This is a genomic window from Ornithinibacillus halotolerans (genome assembly GCF_014637405.1).
Taxonomy (GTDB): Bacteria; Bacillota; Bacilli; order Bacillales; family Amphibacillaceae; genus Ornithinibacillus; species Ornithinibacillus halotolerans.
On sequence record NZ_BMEY01000011.1, the window covers coordinates 1 to 23,044 of the forward strand.

The 23,044-nt window shown below is 36.1% G+C and carries 20 protein-coding genes, 1 pseudogene and 2 riboswitches; of the genes and pseudogenes, 3 read left to right on the forward strand and 18 right to left on the reverse strand.

Annotated features, from left to right (window positions below):
- Nucleotides 1-138: 138 nt before the first annotated feature.
- The 4 genes from IEV35_RS11535 to IEV35_RS11550 all read right to left on the reverse strand — a co-directional run bounded on the left by IEV35_RS11535 (nucleotide 139) and on the right by IEV35_RS11550 (nucleotide 3,969).
- Complete coding sequence (locus IEV35_RS11535) at nucleotides 139-468, reverse strand: hypothetical protein (protein ID WP_188384806.1); 330 nt, start codon at nucleotides 466-468, stop codon at nucleotides 139-141.
- 108 nt (nucleotides 469-576) lie between these two features.
- The gene (locus IEV35_RS11540) at nucleotides 577-1,359 is read right to left on the reverse strand and encodes an ankyrin repeat domain-containing protein (RefSeq protein ID WP_188384807.1); all 783 of its coding nucleotides are present in this window, start codon (nucleotides 1,357-1,359) and stop codon (nucleotides 577-579) included.
- A 194-nt stretch (nucleotides 1,360-1,553) separates the two neighbouring features.
- Nucleotides 1,554-2,846, reverse strand: coding sequence for an alpha/beta hydrolase (locus IEV35_RS11545; RefSeq protein WP_188384808.1), 1,293 nt, complete (start codon nucleotides 2,844-2,846; stop codon nucleotides 1,554-1,556).
- Nucleotides 2,847-3,201: 355 nt separating this feature from the next.
- The gene (locus IEV35_RS11550) at nucleotides 3,202-3,969 is read right to left on the reverse strand and encodes an HAD family hydrolase (protein WP_188384809.1); all 768 of its coding nucleotides are present in this window, start codon (nucleotides 3,967-3,969) and stop codon (nucleotides 3,202-3,204) included.
- 699 nt (nucleotides 3,970-4,668) lie between these two features.
- Nucleotides 4,669-4,752: riboswitch (cyclic di-GMP riboswitch) on the reverse strand.
- Nucleotides 4,753-4,942: 190 nt separating this feature from the next.
- On the opposite strand from IEV35_RS11550, the gene IEV35_RS11555 reads away from it, so the two are divergent.
- Complete coding sequence (locus IEV35_RS11555) at nucleotides 4,943-6,016, forward strand: AbrB family transcriptional regulator (protein WP_188384810.1); 1,074 nt, start codon at nucleotides 4,943-4,945, stop codon at nucleotides 6,014-6,016.
- A gap of 144 nt (nucleotides 6,017-6,160) precedes the next feature.
- Here the strand turns inward: IEV35_RS11555 and IEV35_RS11560 are convergent.
- From IEV35_RS11560 to IEV35_RS11575, 4 genes and pseudogenes are all read right to left on the reverse strand, one after another.
- A pseudogene (locus IEV35_RS11560) lies at nucleotides 6,161-7,323 on the reverse strand (M20 metallopeptidase family protein).
- 281 nt (nucleotides 7,324-7,604) lie between these two features.
- Nucleotides 7,605-8,999 (reverse strand): YfcC family protein, encoded by a 1,395-nt coding sequence (locus IEV35_RS11565; protein ID WP_188384811.1) that lies wholly within the window; start codon nucleotides 8,997-8,999, stop codon nucleotides 7,605-7,607.
- A 194-nt stretch (nucleotides 9,000-9,193) separates the two neighbouring features.
- A riboswitch (Lysine riboswitch) is annotated at nucleotides 9,194-9,374 on the reverse strand.
- A 96-nt stretch (nucleotides 9,375-9,470) separates the two neighbouring features.
- The gene (gene ric, locus IEV35_RS11570) at nucleotides 9,471-10,160 is read right to left on the reverse strand and encodes an iron-sulfur cluster repair di-iron protein (RefSeq protein WP_188384812.1); all 690 of its coding nucleotides are present in this window, start codon (nucleotides 10,158-10,160) and stop codon (nucleotides 9,471-9,473) included.
- A 71-nt stretch (nucleotides 10,161-10,231) separates the two neighbouring features.
- A complete protein-coding gene (locus tag IEV35_RS11575) occupies nucleotides 10,232-10,693 on the reverse strand; it encodes a VanZ family protein (protein ID WP_188384813.1) in 462 nt (153 codons plus the stop codon).
- A 167-nt stretch (nucleotides 10,694-10,860) separates the two neighbouring features.
- On the opposite strand from IEV35_RS11575, the gene IEV35_RS11580 reads away from it, so the two are divergent.
- The gene (locus tag IEV35_RS11580) at nucleotides 10,861-11,319 is read left to right on the forward strand and encodes an SRPBCC family protein (RefSeq protein ID WP_188384814.1); all 459 of its coding nucleotides are present in this window, start codon (nucleotides 10,861-10,863) and stop codon (nucleotides 11,317-11,319) included.
- A gap of 46 nt (nucleotides 11,320-11,365) precedes the next feature.
- Here IEV35_RS11580 and IEV35_RS11585 read toward each other — a convergent pair whose 3' ends face one another.
- The 6 genes from IEV35_RS11585 to IEV35_RS11610 all read right to left on the reverse strand — a co-directional run bounded on the left by IEV35_RS11585 (nucleotide 11,366) and on the right by IEV35_RS11610 (nucleotide 17,547).
- A complete protein-coding gene (locus tag IEV35_RS11585; protein ID WP_188384815.1) occupies nucleotides 11,366-12,118 on the reverse strand; it encodes a DUF4230 domain-containing protein in 753 nt (250 codons plus the stop codon).
- 148 nt (nucleotides 12,119-12,266) lie between these two features.
- The gene (locus IEV35_RS11590; RefSeq protein WP_188384816.1) at nucleotides 12,267-13,544 is read right to left on the reverse strand and encodes a cation:dicarboxylate symporter family transporter; all 1,278 of its coding nucleotides are present in this window, start codon (nucleotides 13,542-13,544) and stop codon (nucleotides 12,267-12,269) included.
- A gap of 386 nt (nucleotides 13,545-13,930) precedes the next feature.
- The gene (locus IEV35_RS11595; protein ID WP_188384817.1) at nucleotides 13,931-15,232 is read right to left on the reverse strand and encodes a TRAP transporter large permease; all 1,302 of its coding nucleotides are present in this window, start codon (nucleotides 15,230-15,232) and stop codon (nucleotides 13,931-13,933) included.
- Complete coding sequence (locus tag IEV35_RS11600; protein WP_188384818.1) at nucleotides 15,229-15,732, reverse strand: TRAP transporter small permease; 504 nt, start codon at nucleotides 15,730-15,732, stop codon at nucleotides 15,229-15,231. Before IEV35_RS11600 ends, IEV35_RS11595 begins: the two co-directional genes overlap by 4 nt.
- Before the next feature lie 17 nt (nucleotides 15,733-15,749).
- Entirely contained in the window at nucleotides 15,750-16,772 is a 1,023-nt protein-coding gene (locus IEV35_RS11605; RefSeq protein WP_229740730.1) for a TRAP transporter substrate-binding protein, read from the reverse strand.
- Nucleotides 16,773-16,971: 199 nt separating this feature from the next.
- The gene (locus tag IEV35_RS11610; protein ID WP_229740731.1) at nucleotides 16,972-17,547 is read right to left on the reverse strand and encodes a vWA domain-containing protein; all 576 of its coding nucleotides are present in this window, start codon (nucleotides 17,545-17,547) and stop codon (nucleotides 16,972-16,974) included.
- Between the two features lie 96 nt (nucleotides 17,548-17,643).
- On the opposite strand from IEV35_RS11610, the gene IEV35_RS11615 reads away from it, so the two are divergent.
- Complete coding sequence (locus IEV35_RS11615) at nucleotides 17,644-18,129, forward strand: hypothetical protein (protein ID WP_188384821.1); 486 nt, start codon at nucleotides 17,644-17,646, stop codon at nucleotides 18,127-18,129.
- Nucleotides 18,130-18,654: 525 nt separating this feature from the next.
- On the opposite strand, the gene IEV35_RS11620 is transcribed toward IEV35_RS11615, so the two are convergent.
- The 4 genes from IEV35_RS11620 to cyoE form a co-directional block, all read right to left on the reverse strand.
- Complete coding sequence (locus tag IEV35_RS11620) at nucleotides 18,655-19,479, reverse strand: aldo/keto reductase (RefSeq protein WP_188384822.1); 825 nt, start codon at nucleotides 19,477-19,479, stop codon at nucleotides 18,655-18,657.
- A 74-nt stretch (nucleotides 19,480-19,553) separates the two neighbouring features.
- On the reverse strand, nucleotides 19,554-21,206 hold the full coding sequence (locus IEV35_RS11625; RefSeq protein WP_188384823.1) for a glycerol-3-phosphate dehydrogenase/oxidase: 1,653 nt from the start codon (nucleotides 21,204-21,206) through the stop codon (nucleotides 19,554-19,556).
- Nucleotides 21,207-21,477: 271 nt separating this feature from the next.
- Entirely contained in the window at nucleotides 21,478-21,732 is a 255-nt protein-coding gene (locus IEV35_RS11630) for a GlsB/YeaQ/YmgE family stress response membrane protein (RefSeq protein WP_188384824.1), read from the reverse strand.
- Between the two features lie 140 nt (nucleotides 21,733-21,872).
- Nucleotides 21,873-22,760, reverse strand: coding sequence for a heme o synthase (gene cyoE, locus IEV35_RS11635; protein WP_188384825.1), 888 nt, complete (start codon nucleotides 22,758-22,760; stop codon nucleotides 21,873-21,875).
- Nucleotides 22,761-23,044: the final 284 nt, after the last annotated feature.

Genomic DNA, 23,044 nt, shown 5'->3' on the forward strand with positions numbered 1-23,044 from the left:
AATATTCCGAAAACAAAGTCTCTTGAGAGGCTTATTTTGTCATGCGTAAATTTATAGAAGAGATACAAAAAGCTAACAGAGGTGAGCATTTCTTATCTCACCTACTGTTAGCTTGATGGCTATGGGGGAACTCCCCCTCTACAACTCCCGAATCATTTCTAATCTCTCTCTGTCTCGGTATGTTTCATATATAACTTTTCCATTTTTAGCATTCATAGATAGAACTAATACATCTTTTTGGTTGTTTTCCAATTCGATATACCAAATATCCATACCTATTTCATTCTCTGACATTGGGATAAATTTAATAGAGTTAACCATTGTATATTCTTCTGGCGCAACTTCTAGTGCATGTTCTATCGCTTCTTCCTCTTTCATTGGTTGATTAATCCATAGCCCTACAATTAGTATAATCGTTAATACGAGAACAAAAATCCAGGGTCCTCTATTGCTCGTTTCTTTTTCCATGCTTTACTCCTCAATTAATACTGTTATTTTGTATATTTTAACATAAGTAAAGGAGGTATGTCCCCAATGTGAATGTTATCACTTTGGAACACCCTCCCGCGTAAAATGTTATAATCCTCCCGCACGCTTAATCGATTCTGCAATCCCTGTTTTTCCTAATTCAAGCGCAAACATGTACGGACTTAAATTGTGATTACTAGTCAGATTTGGATTTGCACCATTTTCTAACAGTAAGTTAACCATTTCCTTATCACCAGACAGAATAGATGTATATAGCGGCGTTGTTTGATCTTCTTGAATTAAATTAGGATTGGTACCATAGGATAAAAATAACTGTACGACCTCTACATTACCTGTATAGGTCGCCAACATGAAACAAGTATTCGTTTTATCGCACATTATATTTGGGTTTAATCCATCTTGGAAAAGTGTTTCTAGCTGAGTTACATTATTGGTAAAGATATACTCTCGAAGTTTACTTACATTACTATCATCTAGGTGAGTTGTTTCGATAGTCTTAGAGGTAGAGTTACTTATGTGGTGAAATGCCGATGCTGAAGTAGAATTTGCCGCAATATGATTGGTAGTTTGTAAGATCGATTGAATACTCCAATACAAACCAATTATTAATAGGATTAAAATTGGTATGATTAATAAGTAAACTCCAATTTTGCTCGAATTTTGTTGGGATAGATTACCTTTTAAATATCCACGCTTCCTTTTTTGGTTACTAGTTTGGTAATTCCAATAAGAGGCTGGATAATCAATCTCTACAATTTGAAGTCCTGGATAATACCGTTCAAATTTTTTAATAGCCTTGACTTTAGAATCTGCATCAACAGTAATAATTCGTTTCATCCCATTTCGCTTAGCAATCATCTTAAACTGCAAAACACTCACCTCCGCTTTAATTCACTAATAAGAATATATAGTTCTTTATAAAGAACGTTAATAGTAAAAAAAGAGACAACTATATCTTGTCTCTTTTAGTATACAATAAGTAAGAAAATAAAGCACGGAGAATATTTTGTCGTAAGGTATAGGGTTAAACTTGAGAGGAAAGCTTTGTTCCAGCCTATGCCCTACTATACTAAATCAAATCGTTTCTCTAGTTCATACTGAATTTCCATTATCCAATCAACAGGCATGTCTGAAAACAGGTGATTCGTCGGAATAGTACGTTGACCATTCAACGCCTCTATGACATCACATCGTATATCAATCCCCTCATCAAGCCAAACATATTGTGTATCCGCATGAATAATATCTTCAATTCCAGCTTCTTTTAACAATGTTCGTACATGATGGAGGGTAACACGCAACGAATTTTGAGCGCTACTTGTACTTGCATTTGGCCAAAGCGCCTCATAAATTACATCCTTGGTTGTGCGTCCATAATAACCTAGATAAGCCATTAATTCTTTAGCTTTACGCTGATTCCATTTCCCTTGAATAACACGCTCATTAACTCGCATTTCAAATACAGTTAGGAAATCAATTCTAACTAGTAATTCTTTTTCCTGTAATTCTTGACGTAATAAAGATAGATAAGGAAAATCAGGCATTACTTTCTTTTCTCTTTTTTGATAACGATGATTTTGAATGAACTCTTCAATAATAATAGCTGTTTCTTTCGGTTGATCGATATGAACCATATTTGATGCACCAACTATTATTTTCGAACGTACATCTGGTAAATAATTTGCACTTAACGTATTAATCTCTACAGGATAATTCACATCAAATTCACCATTTAACAATAAGGTTGGTACTTTAATTTTCTTTAATTTCTCCAATGAAATTGCACGAGCATGAAGCATAAAAATATCCATATATAAATCCATATCAATTTTCTCAAAAGACGACTTTACTAATTCATGTTTATCCGGATTATCTGTTTCCAATATTTGTGGAATCATCCACTCCCCCAATTCTCTTCCGGTCATCCCTTTAATTTTTTCCATACGAAATTTAATACCCTCTTCTGCTACTTTCTGCGGGTAATAAAAAGGGGTAGATAATACTGTGAAAGAATGAGGATTGATGAACTCACGACTGATTAATTCTACAGCTAATTGGGAACCGATTCCATGAGTAACTAAATGAAAATTAGTAATCTTCTCTTGCTCGATTAAAGTTATAAAATCATTAATTAATGCTTGCCAATTTTCTTCATCATTAGCATAAAAGCATCCCTTTGAAAGTCCATGCCACCTAATATCATAGGATACAAGTTTAAAATTTTGAAAGTACGGTAGAACATAATTAAATTCAGAATGATCTAATCCAACACCATGCAGAAATATTATAGTCTCAGATGCAGATTGATTCTGAACTTTATAGTGAATGGATGAATCTTCAAGGTCAATTGTTGCCATAGTTCCTCCTGATGTGTAATGATTTTGTAATGCATTCTCTGGTATCATTGTATAATTCAACATTATTCTTTTCAACTAATATCAATTAGTATGAGGAAGTTTGATTTTTTGACAAATAACACCTTAATACCAGGATGGCTGTTTATTATCATATTGAGTATAGGGAGTGGAATTCTTATCCCACTTCTATTACAATTTAACTTTTGGTCTCTAATAACTGGTTTTCTAATATTTATTGGAGGAGTTATGATTTTACTATCTGTCTCTTATAAACTTTTTAAAAAGAAACGAAGGTAATGCAATCAGCAATACCTTCGTTAAGAATGATACTATATCTCCTTCAAATAATAATCCTTCATGATAAATAACCTACTAATTCTTCGATGGAATGTACGACAAGATCAGGAATACAATCTTCAGAGATGGGAACCATTTCCCCTTGTTGCTCTTTTACCCATTTTTCCTTACAAAATTGATGAAACTTTTCATTTTGGTTCCTCTTCTCGATTGGAATCTCCTTTAGGTAGCTTGGTAGATTACGGTTAATAAATATAGAGAGAACACCAGATTGTTTAGCCATAACAATATCATGATCAAGTCTATCTCCAACATGACCAACAATCCTTCCACTACTTTCTAACGAATGTAATATGTTAGGATGTGGCTTAGCAAAACCTACTTTTTCTGGTGTAATTATTTCTACAAAAACATGTTCTAACCCCAGTGCCTCCATAACTGGAAATTGATATTTATAATAGCCATTGGTGACAACTGCCAGTGAATATCCTTTTCGAATTAATTGTTGTAGGTGTTCTACTATATTTTCTTCAAGAGTATATACTTTTGGTGCAATCGCATGTTTTTGCACAAGCTTTTGTACATTAATCGTTATTGGTAACTGTAATTGAACAATAATTTCATTCAATATATCGTCCCAATCATATGCTTCCACAGTTTGATTGTTTCGCATTCGTTCATGATGTTTTTCCAAGATAAGTTGCATTATATCTTTTTTATCATGTAGGTGATCATTAATCGTTTCAACTATTTCTGGAAAAACCCAGCCAATAAAGGGATTTTGCATTAACGTTCCATCTAAATCAAAAGTTATCCATTTCTTCATTATTACATTCTCCCTCTTTTCCACCATTTCTGCTTACTATTTAAGCTTTCACTAAAAAATTACAATGTTTTTTTATTAGACAAGCTCTTGAAGCATATGATAGCTAATAACTTTATACATAAAAGATATCCACTAATAATTAGTTATATTAGTGCAATCGTTCAACGGAGGGATTTTACGTGAAAAGTCTGCAAACGGATAATATTATCCGAATACAAAGAACAGTGTATAGCGAGGAGGAGTTGCTTGAAATTGAAAAAATGCGGCTCGTGGAGGTGCTAGAATCATTGGTATGGAATCAGTCCATGGAAAAATCATGTCGGTTCAGCTTGAATTAGATACTAGCAAACGTCAATTTTAGAATAATATCGACATCATTAAACAGTTGTCTTAATAAAAACTACATAACTGGATTATTTCCCCGGAAATCTTCGACAAATATTTTAAAATGAAAAAGGTAAACTCAATCTATCTAGTATCCCATTTTTGTGGTTTCGCTAGTAATAGATATGAGTTTACCTTTCTTATTAAAACTTAGAATTGTGGTATTCCATTCGGGTTTGCAATTTCATTTTATACTCTAGATCTATACAATCTTTACTAATCGTAGAATAATAGGAGTACATAAATTTATGTAACCACTTCAACTCTATTCCCCCATTTCGAATAAATGTATCTATCGTACGGAGGTAAATTCATTTCGGTAGCTGGCTGGCATAGTATGAAACGTTAGCCCCTTTAGCTTTGCGTCTTCACTTTTCAGTGAATTTGCCCTTTCGTACGAAAAATATAGAAAAATTTACTATCATCCAATGTATCTCATGTTAGCTAATTATTGTCAAGTGTCGAAATACCTATTTATACATTTACCTAATATTTATTATGTTTAAATAATATCGTTTATAACTGGAATTTTAGCCCAATAAGTGATAAGTTTCTATTAGACTTTTACTTACAAAAGGAGTTCCTAATTTTGGCATTTAAATCTACGCTTTTATTCTTGGAATCTACTCTAATAGCAGTTAGTGGTGGTTTTCTTTTCTACTTATTACATACGCCTTTACCATGGGTGCTCGGTCCTCTAACCTTCGTTATTCTGTGGCAGGGTTTTACAAAAAGAAAATTATTTATCCCAGATTTCGTCCGTAATTTAGGTTTTATTATCCTTGGCGTATATTTTGGGCTTTACTTTACACTTGATACATTTAAAGCTGTCTTACCATTTATTATTCCTTATATCATTATCACTAGTCTATTCATTTTCGTTTGTATAATGCTTGGAGTGCTCGTTACACGATGGATAAAGATAGATAAAATCACAAGCGTACTTTCCTGTATTCCAGGCGGTTTACCGGAAATGGCGGCAACGAGTGATTCTTTACGAGGAAAAACTGCTTTAGTAGTAATCTATCAAACAATCCGATTAGTGACAGTTTTATTTACTATTCCGACACTGATGTTTTTCTTTTGGGGAAATACTAATGTGGGCGTTCTTCAACAGGAATCAATAGAAGTGGTACAAGTGCCAGCTATTCATTATTTGATATATATCATTCCAGTCTTGGCAGCCTTATACTTACGAGATAAAATTCCAGCAGGGATTATTATTGGTGCGCTTGGTGTAACTGCCTTACTAAATATTAGCCCACTGGAATTAGCATCTATCCCTCCAATCTTAATGAGTGCAGGGCAAATAGCTGTCGGTGCAAGTATCGGTAAAAATATACTCTTTCAAGATTTGAAAATTGGCGGGAAATATTCCGTTATTTATTTCCTTCTATCATTGACGATAATTGCTATTTCCATTAGCTTCGGAATTGTACTTGGTGCAAGTACTTCTTTAGATGTAAAGACCGCAATTCTTGGTATGGCTCCTGGAGGCTTTTTCGAAATGGTATTGACGGCATATAACATTGGGGCAGATCCCGCAATTGTTAGTTCCTTGCAGCTTGTACGAATATTAATTATCGTCTTAGTTGTCCCGATAACGGTAAAGAAAGTATTTGGGAAAACAGCTCTTAGTAATTCAACTGTTTTAAGGAGTTAATATAGTAATAAAGAGGTTGGATATAACTATTCCTCGCAGGTTAAAATCAACTTTAAAGTTAGTGCTTCTAACCCGCCCCGGAAATATGGTGATTGTTTTTAACTTACTACCTTTAATAAAGTTATGTTCCAACCTCTGTTGGTACTATTCCATCACTAAAGAAATAAACATTTTCCCGATCTCGATCATTGCACGTTCGTCTACATTGAACTTTGGATGATGGTGGGGATAGATTGCATTTATTTCTTCATTTCTCCCCCCTACTGTGAAATAAACCCCTGAAATTTCTTTTTGATAAAATGCAAAGTCTTCACTTCCCATCATCGGAATTCCAGTTATGACGTTTTCACTACCGACTAAATTGTTGGCTACTTCTACAACATGCTTTGTTTCTATAGGGTCATTATACATAGACGGACAATCTTTAATATATTCGAAATCTACTGTTGCACCATTGGCCGTACATGTTGCACGAGTTACATTTTCCAATGCTTCTTCAATAATCGTACGAGCTTCTTCATCAAATGTACGACGGTCCCTTTGATTACAGCACTATCCGGAATTACATTGTTAGCTTCTCCACTAACAAATGACCCTACTGTTACTGCTGCCGCTTGTAATGGATCAACTCTGCGACTAACAATTTGTTGTAGATTCACTACTAATTGACTACCTGTTACAAGGGGATCAACAGTTAGATGTGGCTGAGAACCATGACCTCCTTTTCCATGAATCACGATATTAAAGTCATCTTGTGCAGAGGAAGCATATCCTTCCTTTATACCAACTTTACCAAGTTCATCTGTAGACCATACATGAGCACCATAAATTACATCAACACCATCAAGACAACCATCTTCAATCATTGGCTTCGCTCCACCTGGTGTAGCTTCTTCAGCAAACTGATGAATAAACTTTATTGTACCGGGAATCTCTTCTCTCACTTCACTTAGTACTTTTGCAACACCTAATAGTGTAGCTGTATGAATATCATGACCACAAGCATGCATCACACCTGGTACTTGTGATTTATATGGGACATCTGTTTCTTCATGAATTGGTAATGCATCAAAGTCTGCTCGTAATGCAATCGTTCTTCCAGGCTTTCCACCAATTAATGTACCTACTACACCACGTCCTCCTACTCCAGTTTGAACCTCTATGCCTAAATTATTTAGGTATTCAGCAATTTTATTAGGAGTACGTACTTCTTCATGGGACAATTCAGGATACATATGTAAATCCCTACGAATCTCGACTAATTCCGGAAATATTTCTTGTAATCTAGTAAATAAATTTTCAATCATATAAATGCCTCCCGTTTCTTTTAGGGTGATGAGAATGGGACATAACTCAATTAGAGACTGTAAATTACGAACAATAAACACTTTAGCCCCGGAAATATACGGAGACTCCTGTGGGAGGAAAGGCATCGGTGAGACCCCGCAAGAGCGATAGCTCTGAGGAGGCTCACCAGCCGCCCACGGAAAGCGCAGTATATTTCCGGGGCGGGTTAGATGCGCTAACTTTAATGTTCGGTTTTATTCCTTTAAGAAATAGTTATGTCCCAGCCTCGTCACCAGATAATTTACCAAATAAATAAGTGTGCTATCATAATGAACACAGCACCTAATGCATATTGAATAAGAATAAGTGGCAGTGCCCATTTCACCCATTTTATCCAAGGGATTTTTGCGAGAGCAAGAGACGCCATAAGGACACCAGCTGTTGGTGTTAATATATTCGAAATTCCATCACCATATTGGAAAGCGAGAACTGCCGTTTGTCGACTAACACCAACCAAATCGCCAAGTGGTGCTAAAATCGGCATACTGATTGCTGCTTGACCACTTCCAGATGGGACAATAAAGTTTAATAGACTTTGCACACCGTACATTCCCATTGCAGAAAGGTATGTAGGAAGTTCTGCTACTAAGCTAGAAACATAGAAAAGTATTGTATCAATTGTATTCGAATCTTGTAAGATTACCAAAATACCGTAAGCAAATCCAACAATAAGTGCTCCCATAACCATTTCCTCACAACCTTTAACAAAGGCTTGAGCAATTTGGTTCATTCGCATTTTGGCAATGAATCCAACAATGATTCCCATGATAAGGAATAGAGATGCAATTTCTGTGACATACCATCCTTCTAGAATAACTCCTAATGCAAGTCCAATTACTGTAAGCGCAAGAACAATTAGAATTGCTACTTGTCTTTTTGATAATGTTTGTTGCTTTGCGATACTCGTTTCTCGTTTCAAATCTTCTTCATACATTAAGCTTAGCTTCGGATTCTTTTTCACTTTTCTCGCGTAATTCATGACATATAGAATGGTAACTCCAACAAAGATAAACCAAAAGACAAACCGTACTCCCATACCTGAGAACGTTGGCAAGCCGGCAATCCCTTGTGCAACTCCAACCGTAAATGGGTTCATAAATGCGGATCCAAACCCTGCATATACACCGGTTAAAATCATTGCTGTTCCAGTAATGGAATCAAAGCCCATTCTAATAGCCAGTGGAATTGCGATTAAAATAAATGGAATAACTTCTTCTGCCATCCCCCAAGTTCCACCAGAAACAGCTAAAAATAGCATGACGACCGGAATAAGTAAAATTTCTTTTCCAGCTAACTTTTTCGTAAGCGAACCAAAAGCAGATTCAATTGTATTTGTCGCTTGTAAAATTCCAAAAGAACCGCCAACAATAAAGATAAAGAATATAATTGGTGCTGCATCTACCATTCCAGTATGTAGTGCATTAAATAAATCTAGCAAACCAGTTGGATTGGATTCAATGGATTCGTATGTACCATCAACAACTAAAGTACGTCCATTGGCATCGGTAACTCGCTCATATTGACCAGCAGGGACAAGATATGTCACAGCAGCTGTTAAAACCATTAGAATAAATAAAATGACAAAACCATGGGGGAATTCAAATTTTTTCTGTTTTTTTACTGAAGTATTACTCATGATGCACATCCTTTTCTTTGATAATATTTAAAGGGTGTGCATGGGAAACGGAATGAATAGAGATGTAGTCATTGGGGAATTTGTAGTAAGGTCAATTTCAGCAAGCGACTTCTTATCGACCTAAACATACAAAAAAGCAATGATAGGAAAATAACCTACCATTGCTTTATACACAATTAACGTTATCCTCCATCCTGATCAGTAGTTCTCCATGCACAAAAAACATTGCATGACAGTGTGCCTCTTATTCAGCAGACACCCCAGCGGATAATAGACTTGACTTCTATTACGCTTCGGCAAATAACCCTTTCAGCAATCCTCATCGATGTCATACTCCGATTGCTTACTCTTCTTATTCGCACCTCTACCTCATCGAATGACAAGGTTCATATGAAATTATCTACTATACTAGCATAAAAAATAATGAACAGACAAGTAAAAAGAATTGGGGGGACAGTCCCCCTTTTAAATCTACAATCTTTTGAATAAGATGTTATTTTCTAAATGGATATGTTGGAATGTATCTTCTTCTAGTTCTGCAAGTCTTGCATAAGTTATACGGTATGCTCCACACGCATCAATCGGTGGGATAAAGTCTCCAGTAATCTTTCGCATTTCTTTTAACATGTTCCCAACACCATCATGGTCATCTTCTAGGCCACCATTAGCAATACGGATTCGCTCTAATAATTCTTCGCTAGGGTTAATCTCGTATTCTTTCATTAATGGAAAGACTTCATTTTCTTCTTTAATCGTATGCTCTTCCATTTCCACCTTGAAGTCATTGTATATACGGTATAATTCTTTTAATTCTGGGTGGGTCCCACCATGTCTAGAATAAACCTTTGTCACAAACTGGCCAAGTGCTGGTAGTTCTTCCATTAAAGGAGCATGATATGTGTGTCTAATATGATCAATAATGTCAGATAAAGATTTTGCATCCCAATCGACAACTTCATGATCTTCCTTGCTCCATTCTTCATAGCTAGCATTTAATTCGTCTAAAACGACTTGAGGTTCCAAGTCCTTCTCTGCAAAGCTTTCTTGTAATGGACGATTTCCCCCACAACAAAAATCAATTCGGTACTTTTTAAATAAATCACTCGATTTTGGGAAAACCTTCACAATATTTGCTGGTGTATGTTCAACAGTAAATTTCACTTAAATCCCTCCAATTGATTACTTACCTTCATTGTATTGGATATAAATGAAACTTACTGTGACAGAAATCACTATCTTACGTTATTGCCCGAGTACCTTTTTCTAGTAAATATATGTAATAGGGCGCAATAGACTCCTATACCGACCAATGCTCCTGCACTATCTAATAAGACATCGGTCACCTGAGGCCCTCGACCTGGAATAAACGCTTGGTGAACTTCATCAGAAATAGCGTACAAAACCGAAATGATGAACGCTGGGATAATACTTTTCTTAACAGTAACTTGAAAACAACGAAATGCATTCATCAGTAATATAGCAAGCATGAAATATACAGAGAAGTGAGCTAGCTTTCTAATAAATAAACCAGTGATGATATCTTCCGCCCCAGGAATGACGACATGCAACATTCCAATTAACATGGCAGTTATCCCATCACTTAATTCACCAGATTGCTCACCCGGCTGATGGGAAAAGAAAAATATTAACGCCATCCAGAAGATAACGATTATGATAGAAAATACTTTTTTCATGTAACAACTTCCTTCCTGTCAATTCTATCATTATAAATTAGTCCGACTCGATTGTTCCACTATTTCTATTTAAATAACCAATTAGCCTCATTACATAGTGACAGTACTTGGATTGCAAAGTATAATAAATTAAGATAATTATCATAATAGAGAAAGTTAGGGAACGTATGAAAGAGAAACTATTATTCCGCTTAGAAGAATTTATTGAAGCACCAATCGAAGTTGTTTTTGATTATTTAGATGATGATGAGAAAATCAAGTATTGGAATGATTATTTCATAGAGAACATCTATGAGAAGGGACAGAAAACAAACGAAGTTGGCGAGAGATTTACGTCGGTTCAACAGTTTGAAAAGAAAGTGGTTAAAGTAGACATTGAATTGCTTGAGTACGAAGCTCCTCACAAGATAGTAATGGTAGGATATTCTAAAGAAGGTCAAGCATACACTCGTTATTATTTAGGTAGTGAAGATAATGGAACACGACTAGTCATGGAATCATCAATTATCCCAAGCAATCTTTATCACTCTATAATAACTACTTTGTTTGGTAGACTTGGAAAGTTTATTTATAAAGATCAAGTGATTAAATTAAAGGACTATTTAGAAGTTAGAGATTGGAGTTAGTATAAGCAGAGAAAATCCCCACTACGATTTACGCGCATAGTGGGGATTATTCATTTACCATCGTTATCTCTAACGTATATCCCATCGTACTAAAGAACTCTTGTAGGACTTTCTTGGCATTGTTCTCAGCTGTTTCATACAAACCTACTTCTATCGCTTCTTCTGCAGCTTGTTTTTGTGCTTCTGCTACAAGGTCATATCCTTCTACCCATTTAACTTCACCTCGGAATAATCCTTCGTCAGAGAAGGTCTGTACATCATCCATATAAATAACTGGTTCTTCGATAATTGTTGCATGTGGTATTGATAATTTGATTACCTTTTGTTGTTCATCCACCTTTATATCTTCTTCGCTCAACGCTTTTAAATCAATCCCAGCAATAACAGTTGCTGGAACGATGACTAAAATTTCTCGTTTTGAGCCAGGAAAATTAAAGGAGATTTCTTTTCCAAATAATTTATTATCCTCTTGTTCAATTACGATTTTTAAATGTGCTTGAGCTGTTGCTAGTGTTGCTAAATCTTGTACTTGCTCCACGTAGCTAGTTGTCTCTTTTTTAAATGTACTTCCAGAGAATGCCCATACACTGCCAGCTACGATTACACCAAGAAGGAGAATAACTAATAATAATTTTACACCCCAAAAACGGAAAAATAATTTAAATAACTTACGAGAAGCACTAGAGCTTTTCACTTTCTTTTGCCCCAATGCTAGAGTAGCTGCACTTTCTGCTTGTCCTTTTTTCATTTCTTGCAGTAGCTGCTCTAATTCTTTTAATGTATCATCTTTTTTCCTCATAACATCACCTTTTAGTTAAGCATAATAAAACATCTAACATATCGTACTATATATCTATCATCTTGTCTCCTAATTCTTTTAAGAAGATAAATAGGGATGAAAAGGACGAACCACACTTCTCGGTTCGTCCTCTGCTTAAAGCTCTCTACTAATTTACTTCTGCCGTAACCGTTTCTGAAGTTACGACTTTTTCTACAGGAGGATTAAACAGTCCTTCCCATTTTGCTATGACAAGAGCAGCTAATGAATTTCCGACAACATTCACTGCCGTACGTCCCATATCTAGAATACGATCAATCCCAGCGATAAAAGCAAGACCTTCTGCTGGTAAGCCAATCGTACTAAATGTTGCTAATAGTACAACGAAGGACACTCCAGGTACTCCTGCCATTCCTTTCGATGTTACCATTAACACAAGCATAAGCGTAATTTGCTGTACAATCGATAATTCAATTCCATACATTTGGGCAATGAAAATAGAAGCAACTGCTTGATAAAGAACTGAACCGTCCAGATTGAACGAATATCCGGTCGGAATAACAAATGTTGCAACATGCTTTGGACTACCTGCTTTTTCCATTTTATCCATAATTCTTGGTAGAACCGTTTCGGAACTTGCCGTAGAAAATGCAAGTAATAATTCTTCTTTAATCATTTTCAATAGTTTAAAGATATTAACTCCAATAAATTTCGCCATTAATCCTAACACAACAATGACGAAGAAAATCATTGTTCCGTATACAGTGATTGTTAATTTACCTAGTGGAACAAGGGAAGCAAAACCATACTTAGAAATCGTTACGCCAATCAATGCAAAGACACCAACCGGTGCATATTTCATAAATAAGTTTGTGACGTAAAACATCGCATTGGCTACACCTTCGAAGACCCGCAGAACAGGTTTACCTTTTTCACCAATGGCAGCAACTCCTAGGCCAAATACGACGGAGAAGAATATAATGGCAAGCATATCCCCTTCTACCATTGCTTGTACTGGATTTGTCGGTACAATGTGCAAGAGCGTATCTGTTATCGACTTACCTTCCTGATCTTCAGATGTTTGTACATAGCCTGAAATATCACTCTGTTCTAGCTTGTCCATATTTAAGCCAGCACCAGGCTGGAATATATTAGCGGATATTAATCCAATTGCGATTGCTACAAGTGTCATAACAATAAAATAAGTGAGTGATTTCGCACCTAATTTACCAACAGACTTTAAATCCCCTACACCAGCAACAGCCACAATAATACTAGATAAAACGATAGGTACAACAATCATTTTAATCAGTCGAATAAATAAATCACCAAATGGTTGTAAAATACTTTGTGCCGTTTCACTTCCGTAGAATACCCCACCAATAATGATTCCTAGAATTAAACCGATAAAAATTTGGCTAGCTAAACTTAATTTAAATTTTTTCATCTATTCACCCTACCTTCTAAGTTGTAAGTTGATCCGTATGTCCATAGGCAAGGAAAAACTATTAAGATACTTCTTATGAGCTGTGTATATTTAAATATCTTCGATTCATGATAAATTAACGACGATGAGGAATTTGAAAGAAAAGTTGTTGGTTATCGTAGCAATACGTTTATCTAGTCTATATACTAGATTGCAAGTTAATATGTGAAGGATAGAACAATCACTAGTTTATTTTACACTACAATATTATTTTTTGTAAATAGTGAACTCTATCACAAGTATGTGTAGAGTAAAGGAGATTACTTTCAAAAGAGGCCCGGAACCAGAAAAAAACTAGCATTTTTTTACACTCATAAAAAAATGAAGCGTAGGTATTGTTCTACGCTTCATCGCATCAATTCCGGTAAAAACGTAACAATTTCTGGGAATATGACAATAAGTATTAAACATAGTACCATCATGGCTAACATCGGGATAACACCTTTAAATATTCGTTGTGTCGGTACATCCTTTGCTACCCCACTGATAATGTATACACTCAATCCCATTGGTGGGGTTAGTAATCCAATATTCATGACTAATATCATGACAACTCCAAACCAGACTCCATCAAAACCGAGCATGGTTATCAACGGATAGACGACAGGTAGTGTTAATACAAAGATTGCAATTCCTTCTAAAAACAATCCTAAGATTAAATATACGAATAAAATAATCACCATAATCCAAATCGCTGGTAAAGCAAGACCCGATACCAACTGAGTGATTTTCACTGGAATCGTACTAAGGGCAAGAAACTTACTAAAAATATCTGCCCCAATGATGATAAAGAAAATGGCTGCGGTTAATCTAGTTGTTTCACTTAGTGATTGTTGAAAATCTTTCCAACTTAATCGCCTCGTAATAATCGTTAATATAAAAGCGCCAAAAGCTCCTACTCCACCCGCTTCTGTCGGTGTAAAATATCCAAAATATATTCCACCAATACTAAGTGCAAATAACAATACAAACGGCCAAACATATGTTAATGATCTTAGTTTGATTGATAATGGTTTTTTTTGAGTTACGGGTGCAATGCCTGGCTTTCTTCGCACTAAAAAATAAATAGCAAGCATAAACAACACCATCTGAAGAATACCAGGAAGAATCCCTGCAATAAGCAGTTTTCCAATTGGTTCCATCGTTAAAATCCCATACAAGACTAGAATAACACTAGGTGGGATTAGGATCCCTAACGTCCCACCTGCTGCAACACTCGACGTAGAAAGGGCATCATCATAGTTATATTTTTTCATTTCCGGAAGAGAGATTCTGGCCATCGTTGCTGTCGTTGCATTGACCGATCCTGAAATAGCTGAAAATAACGCACTTGTACCAATCGTCGTCATTGCAAGACCACCTCGAATATGTCCAATCCACGCATCAACAGCAGTATATAAATCCCTTCCAAAGCCACTATAGGAGAGGAACATCCCCATTAAGATAAATAAAGGTATGACACTTAAACTGTAGGAGCTAGCAGTGGAAAACGGTGTTGTTCCTAATTGTACGAAGGCAGCGTCCCACCCACGGATCCATGCTAATCCAACAGTCCCAACGACAATAAGTGAGACAGCCACTGGAACACGAAGCATAAACAACAACAACAGGGCTATTATCCCAATAACTCCAATCATTTCTGGGCTCATTTCTCACTCACCGCCAATCGGAAATAGGTAATCGCTTTGAAAACGGATGTTAGCATGAATATAAGGAGTGTAAAGGATATAATAAATAAAAATGGATAAACAGGTAGACCTAAATCCGTTGTGGTAGAATTTCGCTCCATCATACGAAGTCCATTTTCAAAAATATGATTAGACATTAAAAGCAATACAACTGTAATGACAATCTCAATACTACCGAAAAGGAACTTTCTAACTCTTTCTGAGAAGTGATCAACTAAAAAATCTATTTTTATATGGTCACCAACTCGATGGGTAATAGCCAATGCTAAAAATACAAGTAGCGCTGAACTAAGTTCCGTCATTTCATAAGTTCCTTTTAACGGACTTTTAAAGAGATTTCTACCAATTACATCGAAAGTAATAATGGCCATCATAAACAAAAGTACTCCATTTGCTAATACTTGTTGAATATCCACTATTTTATTTAATATTTTTTCTGGTTTTGAATATTGCTCAGACATTAGCATGTCACTCCTACCTAATTACCACTTAATTCAACTGCTCGGTCATAAACCTTCTGACCTGGTAACCCTTTGCCTTCCACATTATTAATCCAATTTTCTATCGTTGGATTAATATATTCGCTCCATTCTGCCAATTCTACTTCGGATAATTCATAGATTTCGACACCTTTTTCTTTAGCCTGTTCGACCGCTTCTGCTCCAAATTGATCAAATACTTCTCCGGTCTTCTTTGCCATTCGTTCTCCGGCAAGTTCCATTAATGTCTCTTGATCTTCCTCACTTAAACTATCAAACGCATCCTCATTCATGACAACGAACATCGTCGTAGAATAGAAGTTTCCAACAGTCGCATAATTAATGACTTCATCTAGTCCCCATGTCTTCACCGCTTCCCACGGTGCAATTGTCCCATCGACAACACCTCGCTCTAATGCTTCGAAGTTTTCATTCATTGGCATTGAAACAGGTGTCGCACCTAATGCCTCTAACCACTCACTCGTTTCTGGAGAGGGTGAACGGATTTTCATTCCCTTTAAATCTTCAATACTTTTCACTGGTTTATCCACCGTATAAAGTTGCCCAGGATCCGTTGTGTAAAGCCATAGGGGGACAGTCCCCTCATATTCCGCATCAAATTCTTCAAATTCATTCATCAGTTTCCATAAATTCTCTGAACCAGAAACAGCGTTCTTTGCCATAAACGGAAGTTCCATTACCGATGTTAACGGAAACTCACCAGGTGTGTAACCATGTACACTTAAAGCAAAATCTACTGAACCCGTTGCAGCTGCATCAAACTGTTCATCCGGAGCTGCTAATGATGCACCAGGGTATGTCGTAATTTTAATTCGTCCTTCTGTCTTTTCTTCCAGTTCCGCTGCGAAGGATTTAACTTCCTCCTCCATAAAATGAGTAGGTGGAAAAAAGTGCGAGAAGTCAAATTCATGTACATTAGTATCAGAATTTTCTCCATCACTCTCACTTGAACATGCTGCTAAAAAGATACCTAGACCTACGATAAGAATGAATAACAGCATGCTTTTGTTCCAATAATTCCTTTTCAATGTAATCACTCCTTTTAAAAATTAGCTTAGTGGTAGACGCTTACATAATTATGGTAAAAAATTGCTCTTGTCTATATATAATCTTTTAATTTTTTATTTATGATATAAATGAAAGATTTAATTTATACAAATAGACCTTACTGCATAGGTACAAAGCAGTAAGGTCTATTTCTTATTTATTCCTTCTCATCGAAATCTCCTCATGAATCGTATCAAACATGACTTCAACACCAACACTTGTTGCTTCAAAACTTTTTGCATGCTCTACTTCAATTCCGAGATGACTAGCTTCTTTCGCAGCATCGATATTAGCGCCAAGAAAAATAAATTCCCAACCATGGTTCTCTTGCTGTTTCCGAATCATTTCTTGGATTTTTCCATAACGGTATTCCTTACTGGAATTTTCTAAGCCATCTGTTGTTATAACAAACAATACATTATCCGGCTTTTCATGAGGTCTAGCATTCGTTATGCGGTAGTTTACATCGACAATCGTTTTCCCAATTGCATCCAACAATGCCGTAGAACCACGAACGAAATATTCCTCTTCCGTTAATCGTACTTTTTCAGCCTGTATTCCATCCCATAATAATTCATAGTAATTATCAAACAAAACTGTAGTAACTAATGTCTCTCCCTCTAGCTGACATTGCTTCTTAATTAATGCATTAAAACCCCCTATTGTATCTTTTTCCAACCCAGCCATTGACCCACTTCGATCAAGCAAGAAGATTATTTCTGTTTTCATAACGACCATCCTCCTATTTCATTAGCATGATATAATAATAAAAGATATCTAACATCGAGTGGTCGCCTCTGAAGCGACAATTAGGGGGGAAGTATTTTGGCGAATCCAACATTGATTCAGGAGTTAGAAAATTATATCGAGATTCATTTAAATGAGATTGTCGTTTTGGAGAAAATGGTAAATGAGGCCCATTTAGAAAGTCTTCAAAGTGAAGTAGAGATAGAAGATTTTCTAGATAGCAAATTACAGCCTACTTTTCAGGAATTATTACTAACATACATCGATAAAACTGGAGAACTTGATACGACTATTTATAAAAGTGCTGGAATTGATCGAAGGCATTTTTCAAAAATCCGTTCCAATCCAAGTTACCAACCAACGAAACCAACCGTCATTACACTTGCATTAGCCATAAAACTATCACTAAAAGAAACGGATAAACTACTAAATGCTGCTGGCTTTGCTTTATCTGAAAGTAATAAATTTGATCTAGTCATTCGATTCTGTTTTGAGAAGGAAATTTTTGACCGGTTTAAAGTGAATGAACTACTTGATCATTTTGGGTTGAAGACGTTGGGGTGAGGGGAAGAGAATTGTTGAATTGCCCGTTATATTGGATAATCTGCCAAACTGGGGGTGAATCGCCCGAAATTTAGATTAATCTGCCAAACTGGGGTGGAATCGCCCGTATTTTAGATTAATCTGCCAAACTGGGGGTGAATCGACCGAAATTTAGATTAATCTGCCAAACTGGGGTGGAATCGCCCGTTATTTCGGATAATCTGCCAAACTGGGATTGAATCGACCGTTATTTTGGATAATCTGCCAAACTGGGATCGAATCGCCCGTTATTTCGGATAATCTGCCAAACTGGGATTGAATCGACCGTTATTTTGGAAAATCTGCCAAACTGGGATTGAATCGCCCGTTATTTTGGAAAATCTGCCAAACTGGGATCAAATCGCCCGTTATTTCGGATTAATCTGCCAAACTGGGGTTGAATCGTCCGTATTTTAGGATAATCTGCCAAACTGAAGTTAAATCGCCCGGTACTATAGCAAAGCATAAGTACCGGGGCAATTTACATGCGCTATCTATAATTTAAGTTTAAAAATCATCTGGATTAGATCCAGATCGATCATTTATATTCAAGTCATCAATGCGATTCATTTCTTCTTCTGTCAGTTCAAAATCAAAGATATTTGCATTTTCTTTTATTCGTTGGACATTTGTAGATTTTGGTATAGTAATCACATGATTTTGAATATCCCAGCGAAGGATTACTTGTGCTGGTGACTTGCCATATTTTTTACCAATTTCAACGAGAGTAGGTTCGTCTAATAATCTTCCTCGTTTTAATGGAGACCAAGCTTCTAATTGAATATTATTCTTTTCACAGAAAGCTTTTAATTCTACTTGAGTCAGGTGTGGATGATATTCAACCTGGTTTACAACTGGTTTTATCGTACATGATGCAAGTAATTCTTCTAGATGATGAATATGGAAATTACTAACACCAATTGCGCGGACTCTTCCATCTTGATACAATTTCTCCAGCGCACGATACGTATCAACAAACTTTCCACGGACTGGCCAATGGACAAGATAAAGATCTAAATAATCCAAACCTAGCTTTTCAAGACTCTCCTCAAATGCTTGTAATGTTTCTTCATAGCCTTGCTGCGTGTTCCATACTTTTGATGTAATAAATAATTCCTCACGGGGAATTCCAGATTTTCTTACCGCTTGACCGACACCTTGTTCATTTTGATAAAAGGAAGCTGTGTCAATACTACGATAACCATATTCGATCGCTGTTCTTACTGTTTGAAACACAGAAATACCATCATCTACTTTGTATACCCCTAAACCAAAACCAGGCATTTCAACCCCATTATTTAAGACTACTTTTCCATCCAAACTAGAAATCATTTGCTTACCTCTTTTCCAATTTTTTACAAAAGTCCTTCATATTTTATCATAGTGTATAACTGAGTAACACATCTTTACTCAGTCGGATGAGTTGCATTATAAATACATTGTTCCAATTCTTCTGTATAAGAACTTTTTTGGTCCGCTGACCAATTAAAAACGCTCGCCATATAAGTAATCACTTGTTCTTTATATTGTTGAACCCATTTCATATTAAAGAATAATGCACCAGTACGGCGAATAAAGAAATCAACTGGTTTATATGCTAGTTCATATTCAATGGCATAACGAAGCATCGCAAGAACGGTTCGATCCATCTCCATTGTTTGTTCATTTTGTACATCTTGTTGGTACAATTCAAAGATAATATCGACGTTTGACCCGTATCTTTTTACGAGTTCTGAAGCAACTTCATGATCGATGCCAAGTTTTACACCTTCGGATACTTTTTCTTCTTTAAACTTTTCAAACCCTTGTGACCCGCCCACATCACCACCAGAAATTCGTAAATTCTTTGTTTGTGTATTCGGGAATGAGCGACCATCTTCTTCTTGCAATTGGTTACAGACCAAATCGACAATACTTTCTGCCATTTTCCGATAACCTGTCAACTTGCCTCCAGCAATAGAAATGAAACCAGAATCGGAAACAAAAATTTCATCTTTCCGAGAAATTTCTGATGGGTCTTTTCCTTCTTCATGGATCAGCGGACGTAATCCTGCCCAACTTGATTCCACATCTTCTGGTTTGATATTCACGTTAGGAAACATATAATCGATCGCTCGTAACACATAATCCCTGTCTTCTACTGTCATTTTTGGATTTGCTATATCTCCAGTATACACGGTATCTGTCGTACCAACATATGTTTTACCCTCGCGAGGAATAGCAAAGACCATTCGACCATCAGGCGTATCGAAATAAATCGCTTGTTTCAATGGGAACCTTTTTCCATCAAAGACAAGATGAATTCCTTTCGTCAGATGAAGATACTTACCTTTTTTCGAGTTATCTAGTTCTCGTAAGCTATCTACCCAAGGCCCTGCTGCATTGACGATTTTCTTTGCAAAAAATTGTTCGATCGACCCATCTATTTGGTCCTCTACTTCTATTCCAATTACTTTGTTATTTTCATAAATTAAGTTAGTTACTTTCATATAATTTAATGCTAACGCACCTTTTTCCACCGCTTTTTTCATTACTTCAATCGTTAAACGAGCATCATCTGTTTTATATTCGACATAATAACCTGCACCTTTTAAGCCTTCTGCATTTAGTAACGGCTCTCGTTTGATCGCTTCATCGGGACTAAACATTGTTCTCCGTTCAGTCTTTTTCACACCTGCGAGAAAGTCATAGACACGTAAGCCAATATTAGTCATAAACGGTCCAAATGTACCTCCACTATAAAAAGGTAACATCATCCATTCTGGGGTTGTAACGTGTGGCCCGTTTTCATAGACAATGGCGCGTTCTTTTCCTGTCTCTGCGACAACTTTTATTTCGAATTGTTTTAAATAGCGGAGTCCGCCATGAACAAGTTTTGTTGATCGACTAGATGTTCCTCCAGCAAAATCTTGCATTTCGACTAGTCCAACTTTCATCCCTCTAGTTACTGCATCTAACGCAATACCTGCACCGGTTATGCCACCACCAATGACTAGTAAATCAAGAGACTCTCCCTTCAATTTCTGTTTAATATCCGCTCTTTGCACACTCGAAAACATGAATAAACCACTCCTTATCTCGTTATGTATTCACGACTAGTTCACAAATTGCAGATGAAAAAAGAGACCATAAACACTCTAAAAACATGTAGTGTACAATGGTCTCTCGTAATCTGCGTCCGATATATTTATTTATATTTATTATACTATAAATTTTATATATTTATTATTCATTTTCATTATTTTCCAATAAGCATGTTCGTTCTTTCTTCGACATAAAACAACAAATTTCGGGTGGTGCCTGACACCTGAGAGAGGGGATCTTCTCTTTTTATTTGTTTTTTCTTAATGCTTTCATGATTAGGCTTGCTACGAAGATTAGGATGATCGCTCCAATTAATGCTGGAATAAGATAGTAACCACCCATCTCTGGTCCCCACTCTCCTAATAAAGCAGAACCAATCCACGCACCAATAATACCGGCGATAATATTACCAAAGATACCTCCAGGGATATCCTTACCAACAATTAAGCTCCCAATCCAACCAAGTATTCCACCAACAATTAAACTCCAAATTAAACTCATATGATTTCACTCCTATAAAAGATATTTATAGCTAGTATAGTATTCCACTTTATAGCATTTCTAAACATAAAAACTACCTTATCCTATATAATGACCTGGATAAGGTAGCGCTTTCAAAATAAAACTCTATTGAGTAACTACTACAACGTTACGAGAACGACCATAATAAAAATAATAAAAATATAATTTACAGAGTACAGGAAGTTTTTTCGTGCCCATTGGATATCATCTTTTGTTTTAAATCCACTAATACTTAATAGAAGCCAACCAATATGTAAAAGCGTTGCAATGATGACAAAAAGGATACCAAGTTCATCACGTACAAAGAAAGGTAAAGGAATTAAACAAAGAATGTAAAATAGGAAATGGATTTTCGTTACGGCAAATCCTCGAACAACTGGGAGCATTGCAACCCCAGCAGCTTTATATTCATCATGCTTTCTGATGGCAATCGCATACGTATGAGGCATTTGTACAATAAAAAGGATAAGAAATAAAATAATTGGAACAGGATGAAATACAGAATCAATTGCTGCCCAACCAATGAGAGGTGTAACAGCACCAGAAATGCTTCCAATAATTGTATTAAACGTGTACCTCCGCTTGGACCACATCGTATATAAAATAACGTATGTGAACCAGCCTACAAATGAATACAGTACCGCTTCAAGCGTTGTAAGGAATAACAGTAAAAAACCAGCTATCGTGCTGCAAATTCCAATGATTAAAACCGTTTGTAAAGAAAAGTTCCCCGTCACGGTTGGCCGTTTTTTCGTCCGGTCCATTACCGTATCAATGTCCACATCATACCAATTATTCATCACTAACGCACCAGCCATGACGAACGTACTTCCTAACAATGTGAGTAGAAATAATCCAATGTTAACTACGAACGACTGATTTGTAAAATAAAGTGCTAACCAAAATCCAGAAAAGACAGGTAATACATTAGCAATTAGAACACCAGACTTCACCAATGATTTAAGATCTGCGATAAAAGATTTGCTCTGTTGCCGCGTTACGTTCATCCTGTTGCCTCTTTCCTTCCTGTTAATAGCGGAATTTGTATACTACTACTATAGCAAAAATACTCCAAACACTAAAATGAATATCTTTACGCAAAAAAAACACTAATTACATAGTAGTAATTAGCGCTTTTTATAAATAAAAAATAGGGGGTATTAACTAAGATCTTGAGCAAGTTATATCTTTATTATAAAGTGCGTTTATTAGCTGAACATGAATAGGATGTAAACTTACTGTTAAGTATTTCGTTCTAATTGATTCGTTTTGTTTTTTCTAAATATTAAAT

Bases quoted from the DNA above. Each gene is read 5' to 3' on its own strand.
- IEV35_RS11535 (WP_188384806.1), bottom strand. From the start codon at position 468: ATGGAAAAAGAAACGAGCAATAGAGGACCCTGGATTTTTGTTCTCGTA.
- IEV35_RS11545 (WP_188384808.1), bottom strand. From the start codon at position 2,846: ATGGCAACAATTGACCTTGAAGATTCATCCATTCACTATAAAGTTCAG.
- IEV35_RS11550 (WP_188384809.1), bottom strand. From the start codon at position 3,969: ATGAAGAAATGGATAACTTTTGATTTAGATGGAACGTTAATGCAAAAT.
- IEV35_RS11565 (WP_188384811.1), bottom strand. From the start codon at position 8,999: ATGAGTAATACTTCAGTAAAAAAACAGAAAAAATTTGAATTCCCCCAT.
- IEV35_RS11575 (WP_188384813.1), bottom strand. From the start codon at position 10,693: ATGAAAAAAGTATTTTCTATCATAATCGTTATCTTCTGGATGGCGTTA.
- IEV35_RS11580 (WP_188384814.1), top strand. From the start codon at position 10,861: ATGAAAGAGAAACTATTATTCCGCTTAGAAGAATTTATTGAAGCACCA.
- IEV35_RS11585 (WP_188384815.1), bottom strand. From the start codon at position 12,118: ATGAGGAAAAAAGATGATACATTAAAAGAATTAGAGCAGCTACTGCAA.
- IEV35_RS11590 (WP_188384816.1), bottom strand. From the start codon at position 13,544: ATGAAAAAATTTAAATTAAGTTTAGCTAGCCAAATTTTTATCGGTTTA.
- IEV35_RS11595 (WP_188384817.1), bottom strand. From the start codon at position 15,232: ATGAGCCCAGAAATGATTGGAGTTATTGGGATAATAGCCCTGTTGTTG.
- IEV35_RS11600 (WP_188384818.1), bottom strand. From the start codon at position 15,732: ATGTCTGAGCAATATTCAAAACCAGAAAAAATATTAAATAAAATAGTG.
- IEV35_RS11605 (WP_229740730.1), bottom strand. From the start codon at position 16,772: ATGCTGTTATTCATTCTTATCGTAGGTCTAGGTATCTTTTTAGCAGCA.
- IEV35_RS11610 (WP_229740731.1), bottom strand. From the start codon at position 17,547: ATGAAAACAGAAATAATCTTCTTGCTTGATCGAAGTGGGTCAATGGCT.
- IEV35_RS11620 (WP_188384822.1), bottom strand. From the start codon at position 19,479: ATGATTTCTAGTTTGGATGGAAAAGTAGTCTTAAATAATGGGGTTGAA.
- IEV35_RS11625 (WP_188384823.1), bottom strand. From the start codon at position 21,206: ATGTTTTCGAGTGTGCAAAGAGCGGATATTAAACAGAAATTGAAGGGA.
- IEV35_RS11630 (WP_188384824.1), bottom strand. From the start codon at position 21,732: ATGAGTTTAATTTGGAGTTTAATTGTTGGTGGAATACTTGGTTGGATT.
- cyoE (WP_188384825.1), bottom strand. From the start codon at position 22,760: ATGAACGTAACGCGGCAACAGAGCAAATCTTTTATCGCAGATCTTAAA.